This is a genomic window from Desulfosporosinus youngiae DSM 17734, from assembly GCF_000244895.1.
GTDB lineage: Bacteria > Bacillota > Desulfitobacteriia > Desulfitobacteriales > Desulfitobacteriaceae > Desulfosporosinus > Desulfosporosinus youngiae.
In genome coordinates, this window is sequence record NZ_CM001441.1 from 3,178,520 (window position 1) to 3,196,756 (window position 18,237).

Annotated in this window: 19 protein-coding genes and 1 other RNA gene; 3 read left to right on the top strand and 17 right to left on the bottom strand. The window is 44.8% G+C overall.

Annotated features, from left to right (window positions below; genetic code table 11):
* Positions 1–107: 107 nt before the first annotated feature.
* Positions 108–2,129 carry an elongation factor G gene (gene fusA, locus DESYODRAFT_RS14665; RefSeq protein ID WP_007784310.1) on the bottom strand — a complete coding sequence of 674 codons (2,022 nt, stop codon included), beginning with the start codon at positions 2,127–2,129 and terminating at the stop codon, positions 108–110.
* 146 nt (positions 2,130–2,275) lie between these two features.
* Positions 2,276–3,442 carry a beta-aspartyl-peptidase gene (iadA, locus tag DESYODRAFT_RS14670; RefSeq protein WP_007784311.1) on the bottom strand — a complete coding sequence of 389 codons (1,167 nt, stop codon included), beginning with the start codon at positions 3,440–3,442 and terminating at the stop codon, positions 2,276–2,278.
* 179 nt (positions 3,443–3,621) lie between these two features.
* On the opposite strand from iadA, the gene DESYODRAFT_RS14675 reads away from it, so the two are divergent.
* Positions 3,622–5,166 (top strand): putative polysaccharide biosynthesis protein, encoded by a 1,545-nt coding sequence (locus DESYODRAFT_RS14675; RefSeq protein WP_007784312.1) that lies wholly within the window; start codon positions 3,622–3,624, stop codon positions 5,164–5,166.
* A gap of 1 nt (position 5,167) precedes the next feature.
* On the opposite strand, the gene DESYODRAFT_RS14680 is transcribed toward DESYODRAFT_RS14675, so the two are convergent.
* Entirely contained in the window at positions 5,168–5,425 is a 258-nt protein-coding gene (locus DESYODRAFT_RS14680; protein WP_007784313.1) for a hypothetical protein, read from the bottom strand.
* Between the two features lie 121 nt (positions 5,426–5,546).
* Here DESYODRAFT_RS14680 and DESYODRAFT_RS14685 point away from each other — a divergent pair, with 121 nt between their 5' ends.
* On the top strand, positions 5,547–5,765 hold the full coding sequence (locus DESYODRAFT_RS14685) for an alpha/beta-type small acid-soluble spore protein (RefSeq protein WP_007784314.1): 219 nt from the start codon (positions 5,547–5,549) through the stop codon (positions 5,763–5,765).
* 50 nt (positions 5,766–5,815) lie between these two features.
* Here DESYODRAFT_RS14685 and surE read toward each other — a convergent pair whose 3' ends face one another.
* From surE to DESYODRAFT_RS14735, 10 genes are all read right to left on the bottom strand, one after another.
* A complete protein-coding gene (gene surE / locus DESYODRAFT_RS14690; RefSeq protein ID WP_007784315.1) occupies positions 5,816–6,595 on the bottom strand; it encodes a 5'/3'-nucleotidase SurE in 780 nt (259 codons plus the stop codon).
* Positions 6,596–6,608: 13 nt separating this feature from the next.
* On the bottom strand, positions 6,609–6,800 hold the full coding sequence (locus tag DESYODRAFT_RS14695; RefSeq protein ID WP_007784316.1) for a YpmA family protein: 192 nt from the start codon (positions 6,798–6,800) through the stop codon (positions 6,609–6,611).
* A gap of 17 nt (positions 6,801–6,817) precedes the next feature.
* A complete protein-coding gene (folE, locus tag DESYODRAFT_RS14700; protein WP_007784317.1) occupies positions 6,818–7,390 on the bottom strand; it encodes a GTP cyclohydrolase I FolE in 573 nt (190 codons plus the stop codon).
* A 48-nt stretch (positions 7,391–7,438) separates the two neighbouring features.
* The gene (locus DESYODRAFT_RS14705; protein WP_007784318.1) at positions 7,439–8,170 is read right to left on the bottom strand and encodes a 7-carboxy-7-deazaguanine synthase QueE; all 732 of its coding nucleotides are present in this window, start codon (positions 8,168–8,170) and stop codon (positions 7,439–7,441) included.
* A complete protein-coding gene (queD, locus tag DESYODRAFT_RS14710) occupies positions 8,170–8,568 on the bottom strand; it encodes a 6-carboxytetrahydropterin synthase QueD (protein ID WP_007784319.1) in 399 nt (132 codons plus the stop codon). Before queD ends, DESYODRAFT_RS14705 begins: the two co-directional genes overlap by 1 nt.
* A gap of 113 nt (positions 8,569–8,681) precedes the next feature.
* Entirely contained in the window at positions 8,682–9,848 is a 1,167-nt protein-coding gene (locus tag DESYODRAFT_RS14715) for a tetratricopeptide repeat protein (RefSeq protein ID WP_007784320.1), read from the bottom strand.
* 236 nt (positions 9,849–10,084) lie between these two features.
* A complete protein-coding gene (locus tag DESYODRAFT_RS14720) occupies positions 10,085–10,534 on the bottom strand; it encodes a Fur family transcriptional regulator (RefSeq protein WP_007784322.1) in 450 nt (149 codons plus the stop codon).
* Between the two features lie 70 nt (positions 10,535–10,604).
* On the bottom strand, positions 10,605–11,882 hold the full coding sequence (locus DESYODRAFT_RS14725; protein WP_007784323.1) for a class I SAM-dependent rRNA methyltransferase: 1,278 nt from the start codon (positions 11,880–11,882) through the stop codon (positions 10,605–10,607).
* A 363-nt stretch (positions 11,883–12,245) separates the two neighbouring features.
* Positions 12,246–12,485: a YkuS family protein gene (locus tag DESYODRAFT_RS14730; RefSeq protein ID WP_007784325.1), complete on the bottom strand. Its 240-nt coding sequence runs from the start codon at positions 12,483–12,485 to the stop codon at positions 12,246–12,248.
* A gap of 71 nt (positions 12,486–12,556) precedes the next feature.
* Complete coding sequence (locus DESYODRAFT_RS14735; protein ID WP_007784326.1) at positions 12,557–14,863, bottom strand: M28 family metallopeptidase; 2,307 nt, start codon at positions 14,861–14,863, stop codon at positions 12,557–12,559.
* Positions 14,864–15,059: 196 nt separating this feature from the next.
* On the opposite strand from DESYODRAFT_RS14735, the gene DESYODRAFT_RS14740 reads away from it, so the two are divergent.
* Positions 15,060–16,091, top strand: coding sequence for a phospholipase D-like domain-containing protein (locus DESYODRAFT_RS14740; protein WP_007784327.1), 1,032 nt, complete (start codon positions 15,060–15,062; stop codon positions 16,089–16,091).
* Positions 16,092–16,354: 263 nt separating this feature from the next.
* Here DESYODRAFT_RS14740 and DESYODRAFT_RS14745 read toward each other — a convergent pair whose 3' ends face one another.
* The 4 genes from DESYODRAFT_RS14745 to DESYODRAFT_RS29575 all read right to left on the bottom strand — a co-directional run bounded on the left by DESYODRAFT_RS14745 (position 16,355) and on the right by DESYODRAFT_RS29575 (position 18,222).
* Positions 16,355–16,978 (bottom strand): histidine phosphatase family protein, encoded by a 624-nt coding sequence (locus DESYODRAFT_RS14745; protein WP_007784328.1) that lies wholly within the window; start codon positions 16,976–16,978, stop codon positions 16,355–16,357.
* A gap of 40 nt (positions 16,979–17,018) precedes the next feature.
* Positions 17,019–17,205: non-coding RNA, 6S RNA (ssrS, locus tag DESYODRAFT_RS27380), on the bottom strand.
* A 51-nt stretch (positions 17,206–17,256) separates the two neighbouring features.
* A complete protein-coding gene (locus DESYODRAFT_RS14750) occupies positions 17,257–17,724 on the bottom strand; it encodes a hypothetical protein (RefSeq protein WP_007784330.1) in 468 nt (155 codons plus the stop codon).
* A gap of 366 nt (positions 17,725–18,090) precedes the next feature.
* Positions 18,091–18,222 (bottom strand): hypothetical protein, encoded by a 132-nt coding sequence (locus tag DESYODRAFT_RS29575; RefSeq protein ID WP_282433029.1) that lies wholly within the window; start codon positions 18,220–18,222, stop codon positions 18,091–18,093.
* Positions 18,223–18,237: the final 15 nt, after the last annotated feature.

The following is an 18,237-nucleotide window of genomic DNA, read 5'->3' on the forward strand; positions in this document are numbered from 1 at the left end:
GTCCAGCCTCGTTTTATTTATCCCCAGACTTCAACCTCAAAGGGGCAGCGCGCTCCCCTGCTCCGGGTAATCCCAATGTTCAGCTTTAATCTGACAAGTTCACCGCTTTAACGATTTTGAGCGGTTTTTAATTGACTTACCAGAGAATCACTGATTTTACCGGGAACTTCTTCATAGCGAAGGAATTTCATCGTAAATGAGCCTCTCCCTTGAGTTAAGCTCCTTAAATCAATAGCATAGCGCATCATTTCAGCTTGCGGCACATGGGCCCGGATTAATGGATTTTTTTCACCGGCCTCCATACCCAGCACTTTTCCCCGTTTGCCATTGAGGTCGGCAATCACATCCCCCATGAAGACTTCCGGCACACTTACTTCGACCTCAACCACAGGCTCAAGCAAAGTGGGTTTAGCTTGCTCTACCCCTTTGCGGAATGCCATAATCGCGGCAAGTTTAAAGGCCATTTCTGAAGAATCTACAGCATGATAAGAGCCGTCACACAAGGTAACCTTGATATCTGTCACAGGATAGCCGACCATCGTGCCCTCCATCATGGCCTCTCTGATCCCTTTTTCTACTGCCGGAATATATTGCTTGGGTACAGCCCCGCCAAAGATCGACTCAGCAAACTCAAAGTCACTTCCGTCAGTGGGTTCAATGTTTATCCATACATGCCCATATTGACCATGTCCGCCTGTTTGCTTCTTATGTTTTCCTTCCACTTTCACTGCTTTGCGAATCGTCTCACGATAAGGTACGCGAGGCACTTTCAAGGTTACGTCCACCCCGAATTTACGGTTTAGCTTTTCCTGAAGAATCTCCAGCTGCATTTCTCCCAGCCCGGTTAAGATCAATTCTTTCGTCTCTGTGTTTTTGTGAATTTGGATGGTCGGATCTTCTTCAATTAAACGGGCCAAGGCACCGCCCAGCTTATCCTCATCCCCTTTGGTTTTCGGTCCGATCGCTACGGATAGAGTAGGAACAGGAAAATCAATTCCCTGAAGTTCAACAGGTTGTTCCTTGCTGCAGAGCGTATCCCCTGTTCTAACCTCTTGTGATTTGGCGATAACCGCAATATCTCCCGGGAGCACTGAGGCCACCGGTTCCTGGGTTTTGCCCCGCAGATAAAAAGGCTGCCCGATTTTTTCTTCCAATCCGCGGCTTGAATTATACACGGAGGTTTCAGCTGTGAATTTCCCTCCGTAAACCCGAAAGAAGGACATTTTACCTACATAGGGGTCCGTGAGAGTTTTAAAGACTAAAGCCGCTTTTTCCTGAACCGCTTCAGGAGGAGGAGCAAAATCGACCAGGAAATTCATCATCTTGGAAATCCCGATATTCTTATTAGCTGAACCGCAAAGCACAGGAATCACAAGATCCTGCTTTAATGCTTTCCCCAAGGCAGTCTGTAAATCCGACTCAGTTAATCCTTCTCCTTCAAGATACTTCATCAATAGTTCATCATCAGCTTCGGCAACCGCTTCAGCTAAATGTTCTCTCAGACGTTCTGTCTCTTCTCTGTACTCGGCCGGAACCTCTTGGCTGGAATAAGATCCGCTTCCATCCGCTGCATAGACATAGGCTTTATTCTCGACAATATCGATGATCCCCTGGAAACTCTCTTCCTGACCCATAGGTATTTGTAAGGGAACGAGCCTGGCATCGGGATAAGCACTTTTCAGCTGGTCCATTACCTTGCCAAAATTGGCATTTTTTCGATCAAGTTTGTTGATAAATAGAATCTTGGGCAGTTTCTGCTGTTCCATTAAACCCCAGGTTATTTCCGACTGAACTTCAAGCCCCGCTACACCGCATAAGACTAAAACTCCACATTCGACCACGCGTAAGGCACTCTTAACCTCTCCTAAAAAATCCAGATACCCCGGACTATCGAGAACATTGACTTTAACTCCTTGCCACTCAATCGGAATAAGACTCGTACTAATTGACACTTTGTGCTTTACTTCTTCGGGCAGATAATCTGAGACTGTGTTTCCTTCAGAAACTTTGCCGATACGGGTGATTTCACCTGAATTAAACAAAAAGGTTTCCGCCAGGGATGTCTTTCCTGCACCACCATGCCCAACCAGACAGACATTACGAAGATGTTCAGTGTCATAGGTTTTCAAGACGATTTCCTCCTTGATTTGTTATTTAAGAAAAAAGACACCTGCCTTTTTACTTGCAACAGATTACTGGAGTTCTATGTCTAAAAGATCCTAGCTTTGTACTAATTTATTGATTAAAGTGTGTCAAGTATTCTCAAGTTTGATGATTAATTTCTTGCCTCGTAAGTTCCCCATATCTGGGTTTGCTTATTGCGGACCATACACTTCCCCATAGCCCAGACATCGTCAACCTGCAAATCGTCATCCAGGACCACCAGGTCGGCATCGTATCCGACACGAATCATCCCTTTATTTTTTAAGCGAAGAACATTGGAGACATTCGAAGTGATCGTACGCAAGGCCACTTCTAAAGGGACACCGCCCTGGATAACCGCTTTACGTATGTCACGCCACAAAACCTCTACAGAACCAACTCCCATGCCAATAAGCACACCGGCTTCGTTATACTCAGGCATACTCCCATTTCCGTCCGATGTTACCGTAACTCTGTCATTAAGGATCTGCCGTTGGTTCAACCTTTTTAAAACCGAAGGCACCTGCAGTTCAACCGGGAAATCGTCACACCCTGCCGTTAAATCAATATGCCCTCCGGATAATAAAAACTGAATCCCTTGGTCTAATAATGTATGAGTTCGATTAATATGAGTCGGCACAAATTGAGTAATAGGAATATCGCTCTGCTCAAGGATTGTCCAAATAGGTTCCAAGCCGCGTTTGCCGTCCCCCAGATGAACATGAACCACTCCCGCTTTGCCTCCGAGCATTCCGCCGACTCGTGCTTCTGCAGCCAGCTGCTCAAGATCTTTGATTTGGGGTTGGGCAGAACGATGATCCGATATAGCTATTTCTCCTGCACCGATAACTTTTGAAATTAAGACCAGATCTTGTTCTAAGGTTGGCAGCAATGTTTCTATAGGAACCCGGTAGGCCCCGCTATAAATATAAGTGCTGATTCCCTCTTCCTGCAGGGCGTTCGCTTTAACTAAAAGCTCCGCCATGGAGCGTGATACCGAATCTGTCCCCAGGCAGCCGACGACCGTCGTCGTGCCGGCCCGGGTTAATTGAGAAAGCTGAAGTTCCGGAGTACGGGAGGCCGGTCCCGCTTCTCCTCCGCCTCCGCATATATGTACATGGGCATCGATAAACCCCGGCACGATGGTTTTGCCTTGCAGGTCAATCTCTTCCCCCTCGATAAAATCAGGCAGGCTCAGATCGTTGCCGATCGCGGCAATACTCGTTCCCACAACCAACAAGTCGGAATGATCAGTAAATTCGGGACAAAAAAGTTTGGCGTTTTTAAGCAATAACCACATTTAGACCTCTCCCTCACGAGGTATCATGCCCTATTCCCGGATCAATATTCCACTTGTTTAATATTTCTCGATTGCCGGCCAAAATCCTTTAAACATAAAGAGCCAAACTGTAATTTCCTAAGCATTTCTTTTTTTCCCCAAGCATATGGTTATATATCACTCAGATTATGGAGGGCCGCATGTCGAAAAGGACGTTTGTATATGGCGCAACGATACTGCTGGGAGCCAATTTGTTAAACCGCATGTTGGGCTTCGCCTACCAATATTTAATCATGATTAATATTGGCGGTGAAGCCTATGGTTTGTTTAATATGGTTTTTCCGATCTACATGCTGGCTCTGGTTGTTACAACAGCGGGTATCCCGCTGGCGATTGCCAAGATGGTCTCTGAAGAAGTATCTCTCGGACGATTTGCGAACGCCCGGTCTATCTTTCGCTTATCTCTTTGGCTGCTCAGTATTTCAGGCGCCATAGTCTCAATTGTTCTTTATGTCCTTTCCCCTTACATAAGTCAGCGGGTTTTTTCCGACCCGCGAGTGTTCAATGTTTTTCTCATCTGCACTCCGGCAATTTTTGTCGTCTCTGTGTCTTCAGTTTTCCGGGGATACTTTCAAGGTTTACAGAACATGGTCCCTACGGCAATCAGTCAAATTTGCGAACAAATTATCCGGGTGGCTGTCGGCTATACCGCAGCCCTCCGGCTCCTCGGTAATGGAGTCGAGTGGGCTGCCGCGGGATTGGCCTTAGGTATGTTAGCCGGAGAAGTCGTGGGATTAGTGGTTATTATCTTTCAATATCAGAGAGCAAAACCTAAAGTCACCAGTGAAGGTCTGACAGCAACCTATTCCTCCCGCCAAATCTTAAGCCGGTTATGGCAGCTGGCCTCCCCTGTGACCGTTGGCCGACTGCTGGCCACGGGTTTATCCTCCTTAGATGCTATCATCATCCCTCTTCGGCTTCAAGCCGCAGGCTATACAGCTCGTGAAGCAGTAACCCTCTTTGGTCAGCTCGGCGGTTCAGCCTTTACCTTACTTACCTTTCCCAGTGTCTTTACCTTTGCCTTAGCAACGTCCCTGGTACCCGCCATATCCGAAGCAGCCGTAAAACGGCAGTTAAATGTCGTCCGGGCACGCAGCGCTGAAGCCATACGCTTAACCATCCTGATTGGTATACCCTGCCTGATCATTTTATTTTACTTTTCCCGTCCGCTGACCGCATTTTTTAAGAGCGATGATATTGCACCTATTTTGCGGCTATTAGCCTTAGGCGGCATCTTCTCCTATATACAGCAAACCACAACGGGGATCTTGCAAGGACTTGGCAAGGTTCATCTTCCGGTCCTGCATTCCATCATTGCAGCGGTCATTCGCATCCCGGCCTTATTCTATCTGACTGCCCTTCCTCAGTGGGGTCTCCGCGGAACAGCCTGGACATTTACACTAGGTTATTTTATTACAGCATGTTTAAATCTTATGGCAATTTCACGGTATACCGGCATGCCTCTGGACCTTCAGCGCTTTGTTCTCCAGCCTGTTTTTGGAGGGGTGGGCATGCTTATTGTGTTCCAATTCATGGACCCGTTCTTCAAGGGGCATGTACTTGGCTATCTATGTGAATTCGTCGTTGGTTTAACCCTTTATGGTATCATCTTATTGTTCAACGGCGGAGTTACTTTCTCAGATTTGAGACGGCTCCCTTGGATCGGGAAATTTCTGCCCCCTTAAATCACTTCCACCATCTGCGGATTTGCTGTCCCCATTGCCAATATGACAGGACAAAGGTCACAAGGACCAGTAAAATTGCTAAGATCTTATAGACAAAATACACTTTTATCACGGTCAAAAAAACCATACCCAGTCCTAATAAAGCCGGTATTGCCAATAATTTAACGATTGACCTTGAATTTTCCTTGTTTCTGAAGCCAGGATAAGAAAAAATCACAACAAATAAGACAAAATAAAATATAAACGTTCCAATTATCATCGAAAGCTTCCTCCATTAGTAAAAACACATTAACTATCCATTATTTATGCACCATAAACCATCATCGATCTGTGAATACTAGAATTGTCGCAGTGAAAAATTTGAGAGGAGATGGTTATAAATGAGCCGGAGATCAAATAAAAACAGCGGTATTTTACCTCAACCGGTATTAGAACAATTCAAATGGGAAGTCGCCGAGGAATTAGGCTTAAGCTCCAAAATTAAAAGTCAAGGCTGGGAAAACATGACGTCCCGTGAATGCGGGCATGTGGGAGGCCGCATTGGCGGAAGTATGGTTAAAACCATGATCCGCAGAGCCAAAGAATCCTTAAATAACTAATCTGAAAAGCTGATAAAGGAGTACAGAACCAATCGTCTGTACTCCTTTAATTATACCCCATTAACATCAAAACCGTCCGCTTTCTCGAATAAGGATTTCCAATTTTGCAGACATTTATAGTCTGTCAGATCACTGTGCATGGGCGTAATCGAGACAAAATCATCCTGGATGGCTCTTAGATCTGTACCCTCCTCTAGATCCTGAACCCGATTCCCGCATTGCCAATAATAGGTTCTGCCCCGGGGATTGACTCTGCGCTCAAAAACATTGTCATAAACCGTTTTACCCAGACGTGTCACCTTGACACCTGCCCACTCGGACCGGGGCTTTCCGGGGAAATTAATATTCATTAATCCCTCCTGGTAACAGGACACAAAGTAATCCAAATGCTCCGCTAAATAACTGGCCGACGGTTCAAAATCAAGGAAATCATAGCTGGCCAGGGAAAGGGCAAGTGAAGGAACTCCAAGTATAACCCCTTCCATAGCTGCCGAAACCGTTCCTGAGTAAAAAATATCCGTACCTAGATTGGAGCCTTGATTGATACCTGAAATAAGGAGGTCGGGCCTGCTGATAAGCCCTGCCTGGATGGCAATTTTAACACAATCAGAAGGTGTGCCGCTGACAGCAAACCCCTTCTGATCGCCGTCGAGATCATATTCCGTGATAAATAAAGGCTGGAATAAGGTTATGGAGTGACCCATGGCTGAACGCTGGCCTTCCGGAGCAACAATGCTGATCTCATGCTTCGTCTGAGACCGCAGGGCCTGATATAGGGTTTGAATCCCGGAGGCATGATAGCCATCATCATTGGTCAGTAAGATATGCATTTGATTCCCCCGATCACTCTACTTCGTAGACAGAAATAACCATCTTATCCTCTTTCTTCTTTAATCCGAACATCAGACGATAATCTTTTAAATTTTTATTAAGAAAATCAACCACTTTATAAAGTTCGCCATTGACATCAACCCGTAACGATGCCATTAGCTCTATATTTCCCTGGGGTTCAGACGGGTTTATCTTGTCGCTCACCCAAAACTACCTCTTTCCTAGCGGCTGTGTCCCTGAATCAATGAAAAAGCTTCCGATCTTGTAATGGGATTCGTCTTGAATATCCCCCTTACAGCGGAGGTTAAGGTTTGTGAACCTGCTTTTTTAACCCCCCGCATAGTCATACACATATGCTCCGCTTCTATAACTACCAATACGCCGAGTGGAGTAAGTTTATTCATAATAGCATCCGCAACTTCCGAGGTTAAACGTTCTTGCAGCTGCGGTCTGCGCGCGAATCCTTCAATAACACGAGCAAATTTTGACAATCCCGTAATCTTTCCTTTTCTCGGAATATATGCAATATGTGCCTTGCCATAAAACGGCACCAGATGATGCTCGCACATGGAATAAACCGGTATATCCTTAACGATAACCATCTCTTCATGTTCTTCCGAAAATTGTACATTCAAGTGTTGCCCCGGGTCTTCATGCAGCCCGTGAAAAACTTCATCATACATTCTGGCCACTCTTTTGGGAGTATCTCTCAACCCTTCCCGTTCGGGGTCTTCTCCGATAGCCTCTAAGATCATATATACAGCCTGCTCAATCTTTTCTAAATCCATCCCCATAATTCTTGTCTCCTTTTCTCTTGGTCAGGTTATAAACTGTCGAAAACACTAAAGTTGTCCCATAAAAACGTGTGTCTGAGGAATGACTCGTACATCCGCAAGTTTCTCAAGAAAAAAACGCTGCCAGTTTAGAAGTTGGTAAGGTTCGGGAGCCTTTATTCCATGTATTGCTGTTACAGGCTGCAGGATTGTCCGGATTTGCGGATCAACCCCGGCCACTAAATCGCGGGCGGTTCGCAGTTCGTTCAAATCGGTTTGATTATGCACAACAAGTTTGACAAAGACTTCTTTCTGAAGACTATAACGTAAAAAGGTTTCATGAACAGCCCAGAAGGTCTGACCATCAAACGGTAATTTTATATCCATACTAATGATATCTACCCAGGGTAAAACTTGAAGAAGTTGCTCAGGCATTGTCCCATTGGTCTCGAGGTATATCTTTATACCTTTTTCTTGCAAAAAAGGCAATAATACTCGCAGTTGGTTACTCCATAAAAGAGGTTCCCCTCCAGTAACACTTAGGGAGTGGTGAATCGAAAAATCATAGGATTGGAGCAGCTCAATCAATTTAGCAAAGGAGACAGGGTTTTCATGGGTATCAAACATCCCCGAACCAGTTTCCGTCTCCATCCGCAATTGCTGCGGGACTGATGTCCCGGTATCACAATACGGACATTTTAAATTGCAGTTTGGCAAGCGCAAAAAAACTTGTCTGACCCCAACGTAAGGACCTTCCCCCTGAATCGATGAGAAGATTTCTGTAACCGGCAGTTTAGGCATTACAAAGCTCCTCGAACGGATTTATCCTCTTTAAAAAGGGCCCAGGTATCCGGAGATTCATAGACTTTAACCCACGCCAAGTGCTTATCCTCAAGAACAAGATCCCCCTTGAATTCAAAAAACAAAAACCTGGCCAGGTTTTCAGCGGTTGGATTGACTCCATTGATCCCGAAAGGAGTCAAGTCATTTAACAAACTATGATCCAGTAATTTCAGGGTTTTGCGTATGGACTGCTTTACGTCTTTAAAATCTATTAACATACCCAGCTGATTTAATTGGCTGCCTTCAATACAAACTTCAACATCCCAGCGATGACCATGCAGCTTTGCACAATCACCATCATAATCCCGGATAAAATGAGCAGCATCGAAATGTGCTCGTACACATACCTGAAACATCTTGCGCTCCTTACATGACAAATTACATATTATTTTACCACTATTATTTACAAAAGAAAACGAAATATCAAAAAATCTGAAAATCAAAAGGAGAAGGGGTTATTCCTTCTCCTTTAAGCAAGTTTCAAAGCCTTATTATAACAATCAATGGCCACATCCGCCTGGTCAATTTGGTCATATATATTTCCCAGTAAAGCCCATCCGGCGGAATGATCGGGGTCGATTTTCAGGAGCTGATTGATTAAATCAATGCCTTCCTGCCAATTTCCTTTACGGGTCAGGCAGACACTCAGATTATAGAGAATCAGCGGATGATCCGGAGTCAGTTCCAAAGCCTCTCTATAATACTCCGCTGCTTTTCTGGTGCGCCCTTGATGAACTAAGGTAAAGGCCAAGTTGTTAAGTAAGACCGGATCCTTGGGATAGATGGTTTTAGCCTTTTCCAACAAGGTTAAGGCTTCCTGGGAACGGCCCTCATTTTGATAGACTGCAGCAAGGTTGCTCAGGCTTTCATAATGATCCGGCTCATATTTCAATGTATATTTATAAAATTGAATGCCTTTCTTAATCTTACCGTTCTGAACATAACAGTAGGCTAACCTGGCTGCTAAGTCCGGCGTTCCTCCATAACGGAAGGCCTTTTCATAACTATGACAGGCATCCGGCAGTTGTTCTAAAAGCAAATGCATTTCTGCCTTCATTTCCCAATACAATGATTCCCGGGGCCGAAGTTGGCAGCATCCCTGAAAACACCTTAAAGCTTCATGAATCTCCTCATGATGAGCGTGGATAATCCCTAAGCGATACACGGTTTCTGCATTTTGAGGTGCCGCCCTCATGGAATTATCTAAGGCCTTAATGGCTTCACACCAATCTCCAAGTTCTAACTGGCAGTCCGCCAGCAGATCCCAGTATTTAGCGGTCTGAGGTTTCAGCTTGATTGCTTGCTCGATTTTGTCTTTGGCCTGAGGGATCAGTGCTTGTCCGAGATAGCACTTAGCAAGAAAATAGCCGATCTCCGCAGAATCCTCTTGATGGTCACTTTCCAAACGTTCTAAATATTCCCTTGCTTCCTGGAGAGCCTGGATCTCAATTAAATATCCGACTTCTTTAAACCTTGGCTTAGCTGAGTCTCGATTTAATAAATCCACCCAATACCGGATTGCTTCATCCGTCTCCCCCCACCGCTGATGCCATCGGGCTTGCAGAGAACCCCACAAATATGAACTTTGCAAAGAGGGTCTTCTTTGTTTGCTATTCGAGGCCATAGGTAAAGCCATAGTTTTCGCTCCTTTTTACTTATTTTTCCATATTCAGATTCTCCCTTCTTATCAATTTTCCCTTTAACCCAGACCATAAATCGAACGTCAAATGCTTAGCAAATGCGCGGTAATTCGTACTAAGATATGAAAACCGCAACGACACTCGCCAGTTTTATCAGCATCTGACTCTTTTTCCTGATTATTTCTTACAATATTCCATAATATGTTTTGCTTAAAAATAATAGAGAAACGCCTTAAGGCGCTTCTCCGCATTTCTCACAATACCCATAAAATTTTAAATCATGATCCAGGATCTTGAAATGATTTCGTTTGATAATCACTGCTTCGAGAGACTCCAGCAAATCATCATCAAATTCTGAGACACTTCCACACCCTAAACAGATTAGGTGATGGTGATGATGGTGTTCGTCTTGCCGGCTGAATTCATAGCGGCTTCGTCCATCACCGAAATCATTTTTAAGTAGGATTCCTATTTCAGCTAAAATATCTAGGGTCCGGTAAACCGTTGCCAAACCGATCTCTGGATTTTGGTGTTTTACAAGCATGTAAACTTCTTCAGCGCTCAAATGACTATCCACGTTTTCCAGAAACGTTTGCAATATTGTCTGACGCTGGGGAGTTAACTTGTAGGAGCGGTTGCGTAATAAATTGCAAATACTTTCAAAGGTTTTTACTTCCTCCATTCCAAACCCTCCTCCATATATTACCTATTATATGATAATGAAACTCCATTGCAAGTAATTTCTTGTTATTTTAAAGATTAAACACTTCAAATACGGCAAATTTTAAGTAATCTGTTTCCTCACTGCCCAGAAGAACGGGATGATCAAGGCCGGCACGCCTGAATTCGATCAGTCTTAAGACCTTGTGCGCATCTCTGGCTGCCTCTTGGAGCAAGCTTAAGAAGCGGGCCGTGCTTAAATGATAGGAACAGGAGGCTGTTACTAAAATGCCCTGGTCCCGGACTAATTTCATGCCTTGTAAATTAATCTCTTTATATCCGCGCACCGCTCCTTCAATAGCCTGACGATTCTTAGCAAAGGCAGGAGGGTCCAGGATGACCACATCCCAGGTTTTTCGTTGGTTTACCTGGTCCCTTAAGTAATCAAAGGCATTGGCGGCTATAAATTCGGTGCGGTGCAGGAAGCCATTGAGTAAGGCATTCCCCTTAGCCATTTCAATCGCTTTTTCTGAGATATCCACACAAGTAACCTTTTTAGCGCCGTAGAGGCAGGCATGCAGCATAAAAGAACCTGTATGGGAAAAACAATCCAATACCTCGGCGCCATCCCAAAAGGGATTCTTAATCTGTTTCCCTTTAGCATCCACAGGCCATCCATCTTCCGAGAGTTTGATGCCTCGCCTGGCCCCCCAGCCGCTCATCAAAGGCTTTAAAGCAGCTCTGTTTTCCCGCTGATCAAAGAAATAGCCTGTTTTTTGTCCCTCCGCAACATCCACCAGAATTTGTATTCCATTTTCCAGGACGGTTACTTTAGTGTCAAAGGGCTTATCCACATAGCCTGCTCTCTCTTCAAGTCCTTCAAGCCTTCTCACCGGGACATCACTGCGTTCGTAGATTCCCCGCGGGTTAAAAAGTTGCTTTAGTGCATTATAAACCCATTGACGCCGAACTTCGATCCCTAAGGACAGAATTTGCACTACCAGGACATCTTCATACTTATCGATAATTAATCCCGGCAGAAAATCGGCTTCTCCATGGACGACCCGGCAGGAAGCGGCGTCCGGCACCAACCATTGCCGGCGCTTCCATGCCTGTTCGATTTTCCGGAAAAATAACCCTTCATTGATCTGATCGTTTTCTGAATAGGTGACAACCCGCAGGATAAGTTGAGATGCCGGATTATAAAATCCTTGAGCCAAAAAATGACCGGCATGATTCACAATATGTATAATATCTCCGCCTTGGGGATTACCTTCGATTCGTTCAATTTCCCCGGGGAAAACCCAGGGGTGCCCTTGTTCCAGTCGTTTTTTGCGGTTTTTCTTAAGAAACGCCTTCCCAGCCGTCATTATAATAGCCCTCGCTTTCAGTTTACCATTAATATGAGATTTATGTCCTTCAAAATATACCCCGAAACCTGAAAAAAAGGAAGCTTTCGCTTCCTTTTCTTAGGTTTCGGACTTATTATCATAGTGCTCCTTAGTAAAAGAAGGGATATGGGTAAGGATAAGCAGCTTGATAGGATGGGATATAACGCGGTGCTGAAAATCTTCCCAAACCGAAACCCAAGGCAAACGGAATAAGACCAAAGAACATAAGGTCAACTCCTTCCTGAACGAAATAGTCTCAACTCAGTATATGGTAAATTATCCCTCCTTGGCACAAAAAACTCGTCCTTTATCAAAGGACGAGAAAATGAAAGCATTGGAAGGTTAGGACAGCCGGTCCCGCAGTACATCAACGATTTCGTCCGCACTGCGCCCTGCTGCATTTATCACCGGCATTTTCACCGGCCATTCAGGTGCTAAAATGTTCGTACCGTCCCCTTTTACCACAACTGCGCGAACACCTTTTAAGGACTGATCCTCTAAAGGAGTCGTTTTAAAACCGGCATTATGAAGGGCCTGAATGACATTTGCCAGCCCATCTTCAACGGCAATCGTTGTATACATTTTTTTAACCCTCCTTTAAACTATCCTTATAATTCCCTTATAAGTTTTAACCTATGCAAATTAGTTTCTGCTTAAAATTCAAAATTCTCTTGGAACCTGATCTTATAGTCCGTCGAGACGAGCGGGTGCTGTATTAGAATTCGCGGGGATGGATCGGGAAACAACGCTTCAACAGAGCAGTTGATGACGCCTTGAGTTTCAATCGAGATTTGAATACTGTTTTTCTGGGGGGGAGTCCTCTGGAGAATCAGGGAATAGGTTCCTGAAGATTGTTGTGCTCCTTTTAATTGCAGCTTTTTAGGAAGCTTAGACATGGGCAAATAGTCATCCGTTCGAACCTCAAACGGATAGTCACTTTCAAATCTGAGGCGGGTTAAGTACGGTTCCCTCGCATATTTCAGGTTATAAGAAATGGTCAGGGTTCGTATGGAATCCTTGATGGTTTCTACAACGACAGCTTCGACACTTATTGGCGGCTTTTCATTGAGGATGGGTACGTAAATTTGTTTTCCTTTCTGGCCGCTTAAATCGTTTACCACTTGGCCCGGTAAAGGTTCATCAGAGAAAACTTGTACTTTTCCGTCATCACTTCCGGACCATTCTTCCTGAACAATGATGACCTGGGGGTAATCTCTTGTAAAGGCCGGTACCAGGCCGATCGCCAAAATCAAGAGAACAGTGACTAATAACGCAGGTCTTCGTGCCTGAATCAAGCGTTTTTTAAGGACTTGAGTTCTTGCTGCCCCCACATGCATTGCCGCTAATAAAAAGGGGATCAGCAGCAAGCTGTAGACTCCAAGAAACACCAGGAAATACTTGTGCAAGGCCTGGTAATAACTCATCCACTGATGGGAATTTAAGAGTTCAAAATGCAGCCAGCCGAGAAAATACGGGCCGATTAAAACCAGGATAGGGTTGGGCAAGAAGAACTGTAAATTCAGACACAGCAGCCAAAATACAAACGGAAAGGCCAGATCAATTCGGGTAAGCGCCAGAACCAGGGTAATGCCCAATAGGATCATTACCCCGGTAATCCAATAGACTTGGGGGTCTCGAACCACCGGAAGCTTATAGAACCAACTTGTGAGAAGGATTAATACCCCTAAGGCTATCCCCGCGCGGGCTATGACAAAAACCAAAGGGTGGGCGCCGTATAATAAGTTCACCTGTTTAATCCAGCCCCAGATCAATTCTCCAATTCCGCTGACTCCAACTACCAGAACACTCAGCAACAGCAATGTCCCTAAAATCCCCAGAACTTTTTTGAAGTCTAACGGTTTTTTAGTTCTTCCTTTATAAAATTTCATTAACATAAAACCCGTCAGCAGGAAGGTTAGGATGGCAGCTATACGAACTCCGTAACCGGGAAGAATAAGGACGTGTTTTCCTATCTGAAACGGTAAATACAACTCATCCCATTCATGAGGGCCCATCCTTTCCATCTTTACTGTAGTCAGGAGATGATGCGTGAATTCTCCGACGTTCTGAATATCTTCGAGTGAAACACGCTCAATACTATCTTCCGGCCGATGGAAATACCCCTCAGGCCGGCCATAAATACCTAAGCCAAGAGCAGGAATTCCCTGATCCAGGAAAGAACTGTAGTCGCTTGAACCACCCTGGGAGCTTTCACGGGTCATTAGGATGGTATCCCGGCTGAGGCGGAAAGGAACGCGGCTTTCAGCCGCTAAAGCAGTTACCTGCTTAACCAGCTCCGGAGGGGTCGATTTTTTTCCGGCCGCATCAATCTCTATCGGACTGCCAACCATATCGACATTAAGCATCCATTGAACTGCCGACAAGTCTGCCTGGGACGCATAAAATTGAGAGCCGACAAGTCCATACTCTTCTGCCCCAAAGAAGATCAATTGATAGGTCTCTTCGTGGGGTTCCTGACTCAGAACCCTGGCCAGTTCCAATAAAACTCCCACGCCTGAGGCATTGTCCACTGCCCCCGGAACATTGAAGGTTGCTGAATCATAATGAGCACCGGCAACAATCGTTTCGGGACGTGTCCCCGGCAGTTCGGCAATAATGTTCTGGCTGCTGATCAGCTCAACCTGCTGCTCCTTTTGTAATAGAGAAGGCTCACGAACGACAACTTTGCTAAAGGGTTGTTCCCGTACCTTCCAACCATTTTGCCTTAATATATAAGCAATATATTGGGCTGCCTTCAGCTCCGACTTGCTTCCTGCAGGGCGCGGTCCGATTTTCTGAACGAGATGATTAACATGTTCAAAGGCCTTTTCACCGGAAAACTCCGATAACGAATCATTGAGAGCCGGTTTTACATAAGCTTTTGAAGAAACTAACCACGAAATTGTGAATAAGCCCAAGACGACCATTAAGGCGATCGCAATAATCTTAGTATTCTTCATAGTCAATGCCCCTTCAAACTTCAAACTTACTTCCAATTCTTATGAAAAACTTCCAACGGTTATGCCTATCTGGTTGATCTGCCCTGCTAACTTAATGGCATATTGATAAAAACCCGGCTGACTGGAGATTATGGTTTTATCCTCTCTGAAGTATATGATATAATGAAACTATTATAATTGTGGGAGACGTATGCGCATGTCAAAACGAAATTCCATTGGTTCAATTTTTATTCTGCTTTCGCTAAGCCTTCTATTCGTAAGCGGTTGTGCCTTTAAAATTCCCGAACTTTTTCCTAAAGAAGTTCCGGTTTCTAACTTGCCTGCTGAAGCGCTGTTTATCGACAAGGATGCCATCTATAATAAAACCGTCGCCCTGATTGAATCCGCTCAAACCTCAATCTATGTGGAGCAGGCGGTGTTTGATGATCCAAGTCTCATCCAGCTTCTCATCTCTAAATCTAGTTCAGGGGTCGATGTCCGGGTCCTTTTAGACCAATGGCAAAAGGTCAACCGGGCAACTCTGGATCAATTAAAAAGTCAAAATGTTTCCGTTCAGTTTTATCCGGCTCAAAAAGGGCAAATCAATCATACTAAGTATTTAATCATCGACCAAAAACAAGCTCTGATTTATGGCCCCTCCTGGACGGGAAGTGGATTTCAAGCCCACGATCTTGCCGTTGAATTATCCGGAAAATCCGCCTGGAAAGCAGCTTCAGTGTTCTCCAAGGATTGGGAATTCACCACGACATTTTCTTTGGATGTAGCAGATACTTCAACTCTTCCGGAAGATAATATTATTTTGGCCACTAATGCCAAGGTAAGACAACAACTTGTAGACCGCATATCTTCAAGTACAGAATCCATATGGATAGAAACCACAGAAATTACCGACCCTGAATTGATCCAAGCTCTCATTGCGGCTGCCCAAACAGGGTGTGATGTCCGGCTTATCCTTGAGCCGTCATTAGCTACCAAGACACCCGATTCCGTTCAGGAATTAGCGTCTAAAGGAGTTCAGATCCGCTTTTTTCCCAGCGAGCCGCCGCTGGGCATGAACTTAGCTTTATTTGATAATTCGTCATTTATTTTGACTAGTTCAGGCTGGACAAGCTACTCATTTCTCGCCAATCATGAATTTTCTGTTACGGTTCCTTCCCTGACTGCCTCCCACAAATTAGTTGAGATGTTTAAACAAGATTGGGAAAAAAGCCGCAGTGGTGAGTCCTGAATCGCTGCGACTTCTTCTGGCCTGCTTTTTGCCCGGCAGATATCCAATGTTCATGATCCGCTGATGCCGCACAGCGGCACGAATGTCTGTCCGGTACATTGAAGTAAAGTGAGTACAGGTACAAAAAGGCGTTCTTCTCTCACGATAAACGTGGGAAGAACGCCTTTCTTTAATGATTATTCAAAAACTATCAAGAAGTTTTTTGCACGACCCCTTATGTAGCACAAGTATCCTATCTGGTTTAACGACCCAATTCAGAAAACCTATTCTTTCAGATCATCCAGGTGTTGACAATCCCCAAGGATACAAGGTATCCATTGATCTTCTTTAACCTCTAAAATATTGAGTGCCGTATTATGCTGCCAGGGTGTCTTGGCCCACTCATGAACTTCAAAACCCAACGCTTTGGTCACTAAGAGCTTAAGGGTGAGTCCATGGGTTACAAGGCAAATCGTTTCTCCCGAATGAAGTTTAAGGATCTGCTGCAAAAACTTCCATGCTCTTTCTGTGACAAGCTCCATATTTTCCCCGCCAGGCGTAGTAACCAGGTGTGGTTCCGAATCCCATAGTTTAAAGATATCCGGATTGCTTTCCCGTAGCTCTTGCCAAACGCTGCCTTCCCACTCTCCAAATGAAAACTCGCGAAGAGCAGGATCCACTAATAGTTTTTCAAGCCCCAGTTCCCGGCGAATCTCTTCAGCTGTGTTAACGGCTCGAGGAGCATCACTGGAATAGATGTGTGTAATTCCTTCCTCTTTTAACCTCAAGGCTAACGAACGCGCTTGAAGTATCCCCTTTTCTGTGAGCGGAGAGTCCAAACTCCCCTGAACTCTTCCTTCGATATTCCATAATGTCTGCCCGTGACGAGTTAGAATGATCCGAGTCATAAATACACCCCTTAATTAAAAGGGTAGGGAATCATCCCTACCCTTCCCCGACTTGCCGTAAGACTCCAGGTTTCTGACCCCGCTCTCGCAGGTGGGCACCTAGTCCAAACGTTCCAGCTTCCCTTATTCCTAAAGAGGAGGGCGTGTTGTAATTGTCCGGCATTTGGTTCCCTGGTCACATAATAGGATCAAAACCATGGTAGTCTATACGCACAAGTTAGGATATGTTTATATTATAGCACTGCTTAGTCAAAAAATCTCTAGAAAATCCTTGGAAATTAATGTTTTCGTAGTTTATCCTCAATTTCTGCTAAGCGATCCTGGAGGAGGGCAATGGCCATTTCCTGATTACGTACCCGTCGCTTCAGATGATCTACCAGCTGAGTAAGTTCTCTGACATCCTCGGTCATAGATTCGAAAACCTCCCCAAACCGGGCACTCTCTTCGGCACTTGGGGTCTCCGAATCCTGTGTTTCAGCGGCTGAAGCATCCAGGGGGGTCTCCTCAATATCCGGCGCTGCCAACAAATAGCGAAATCGTGCGTATCTCGAGTTCCGTCCCGGCTGAACTTCAATGACACCATCTTCTGCTAAAGCCTGAATAGCTCGTTTTAAGGTAACACTTGCAGCTCCTGTTTCTCGTTGAATATCAGAATATGCTAATTCAAAATCCTTACCCTGATACATACTAGAAATCTTTTCGAAAAATTCGACAAATTTTCTATGTGTTTTTTCTTTTAATCTCAATGCTAGTCCATCCTTCCATACCAAGAATAATATAAATTAAAAATCTGTCTATATTATATCAAATTTATGGAAAAAATCTATACTGAATATTGTTAATATTTAACTTTAATCAAACTATTTAGACTAAAATTCATTTATCCGCTATTTAACTGCCAGTAATAACTGGATAACATTGTCTAAGATTCAGTTTGGAAATTCCAGCGGATTAAGAATATGGTTAATCGCTATAGAGTTTTTCAATAAACCTTATTTGAGCGGGCAAATGGGTGTTCTTCTGATGGAATAAATCTCTAGGCCGCTAGGGCGGTGCCGGCAGAGGGTGAAAATGGGGGCTCTCTTGGGTCGGGCAGCTTCGTCCACATCCGCTCACCGCAGCATTCCGAGGCTCGCCCACTCGCCGGTGCGGGACTCCGCCAAACCTCCGGGTAATACCTGATGTGAACCCGTGGCTCCGTTTCCCCGCACCGTCTTGTGGGCTTTTACCGCCTCTCCATGCAATGGGTTCGCTTCTGT

Coding starts and splice junctions, on each gene's coding strand:
- DESYODRAFT_RS14745 (WP_007784328.1), bottom strand. CDS start 16,978: ATGACTCGGATCATTCTAACTCGTCACGGGCAGACATTATGGAATATC.
- DESYODRAFT_RS14685 (WP_007784314.1), top strand. CDS start 5,547: ATGAGCCGGAGATCAAATAAAAACAGCGGTATTTTACCTCAACCGGTA.
- DESYODRAFT_RS14740 (WP_007784327.1), top strand. CDS start 15,060: ATGTCAAAACGAAATTCCATTGGTTCAATTTTTATTCTGCTTTCGCTA.
- DESYODRAFT_RS14715 (WP_007784320.1), bottom strand. CDS start 9,848: ATGGCTTTACCTATGGCCTCGAATAGCAAACAAAGAAGACCCTCTTTG.
- DESYODRAFT_RS14720 (WP_007784322.1), bottom strand. CDS start 10,534: ATGGAGGAAGTAAAAACCTTTGAAAGTATTTGCAATTTATTACGCAAC.
- DESYODRAFT_RS14730 (WP_007784325.1), bottom strand. CDS start 12,485: ATGTATACAACGATTGCCGTTGAAGATGGGCTGGCAAATGTCATTCAG.
- queD (WP_007784319.1), bottom strand. CDS start 8,568: ATGTTTCAGGTATGTGTACGAGCACATTTCGATGCTGCTCATTTTATC.
- DESYODRAFT_RS14675 (WP_007784312.1), top strand. CDS start 3,622: ATGTCGAAAAGGACGTTTGTATATGGCGCAACGATACTGCTGGGAGCC.
- DESYODRAFT_RS14680 (WP_007784313.1), bottom strand. CDS start 5,425: ATGATAATTGGAACGTTTATATTTTATTTTGTCTTATTTGTTGTGATT.
- DESYODRAFT_RS14705 (WP_007784318.1), bottom strand. CDS start 8,170: ATGCCTAAACTGCCGGTTACAGAAATCTTCTCATCGATTCAGGGGGAA.
- DESYODRAFT_RS14735 (WP_007784326.1), bottom strand. CDS start 14,863: ATGAAGAATACTAAGATTATTGCGATCGCCTTAATGGTCGTCTTGGGC.
- iadA (WP_007784311.1), bottom strand. CDS start 3,442: ATGTGGTTATTGCTTAAAAACGCCAAACTTTTTTGTCCCGAATTTACT.
- folE (WP_007784317.1), bottom strand. CDS start 7,390: ATGGGGATGGATTTAGAAAAGATTGAGCAGGCTGTATATATGATCTTA.
- surE (WP_007784315.1), bottom strand. CDS start 6,595: ATGCATATCTTACTGACCAATGATGATGGCTATCATGCCTCCGGGATT.
- DESYODRAFT_RS14725 (WP_007784323.1), bottom strand. CDS start 11,882: ATGACGGCTGGGAAGGCGTTTCTTAAGAAAAACCGCAAAAAACGACTG.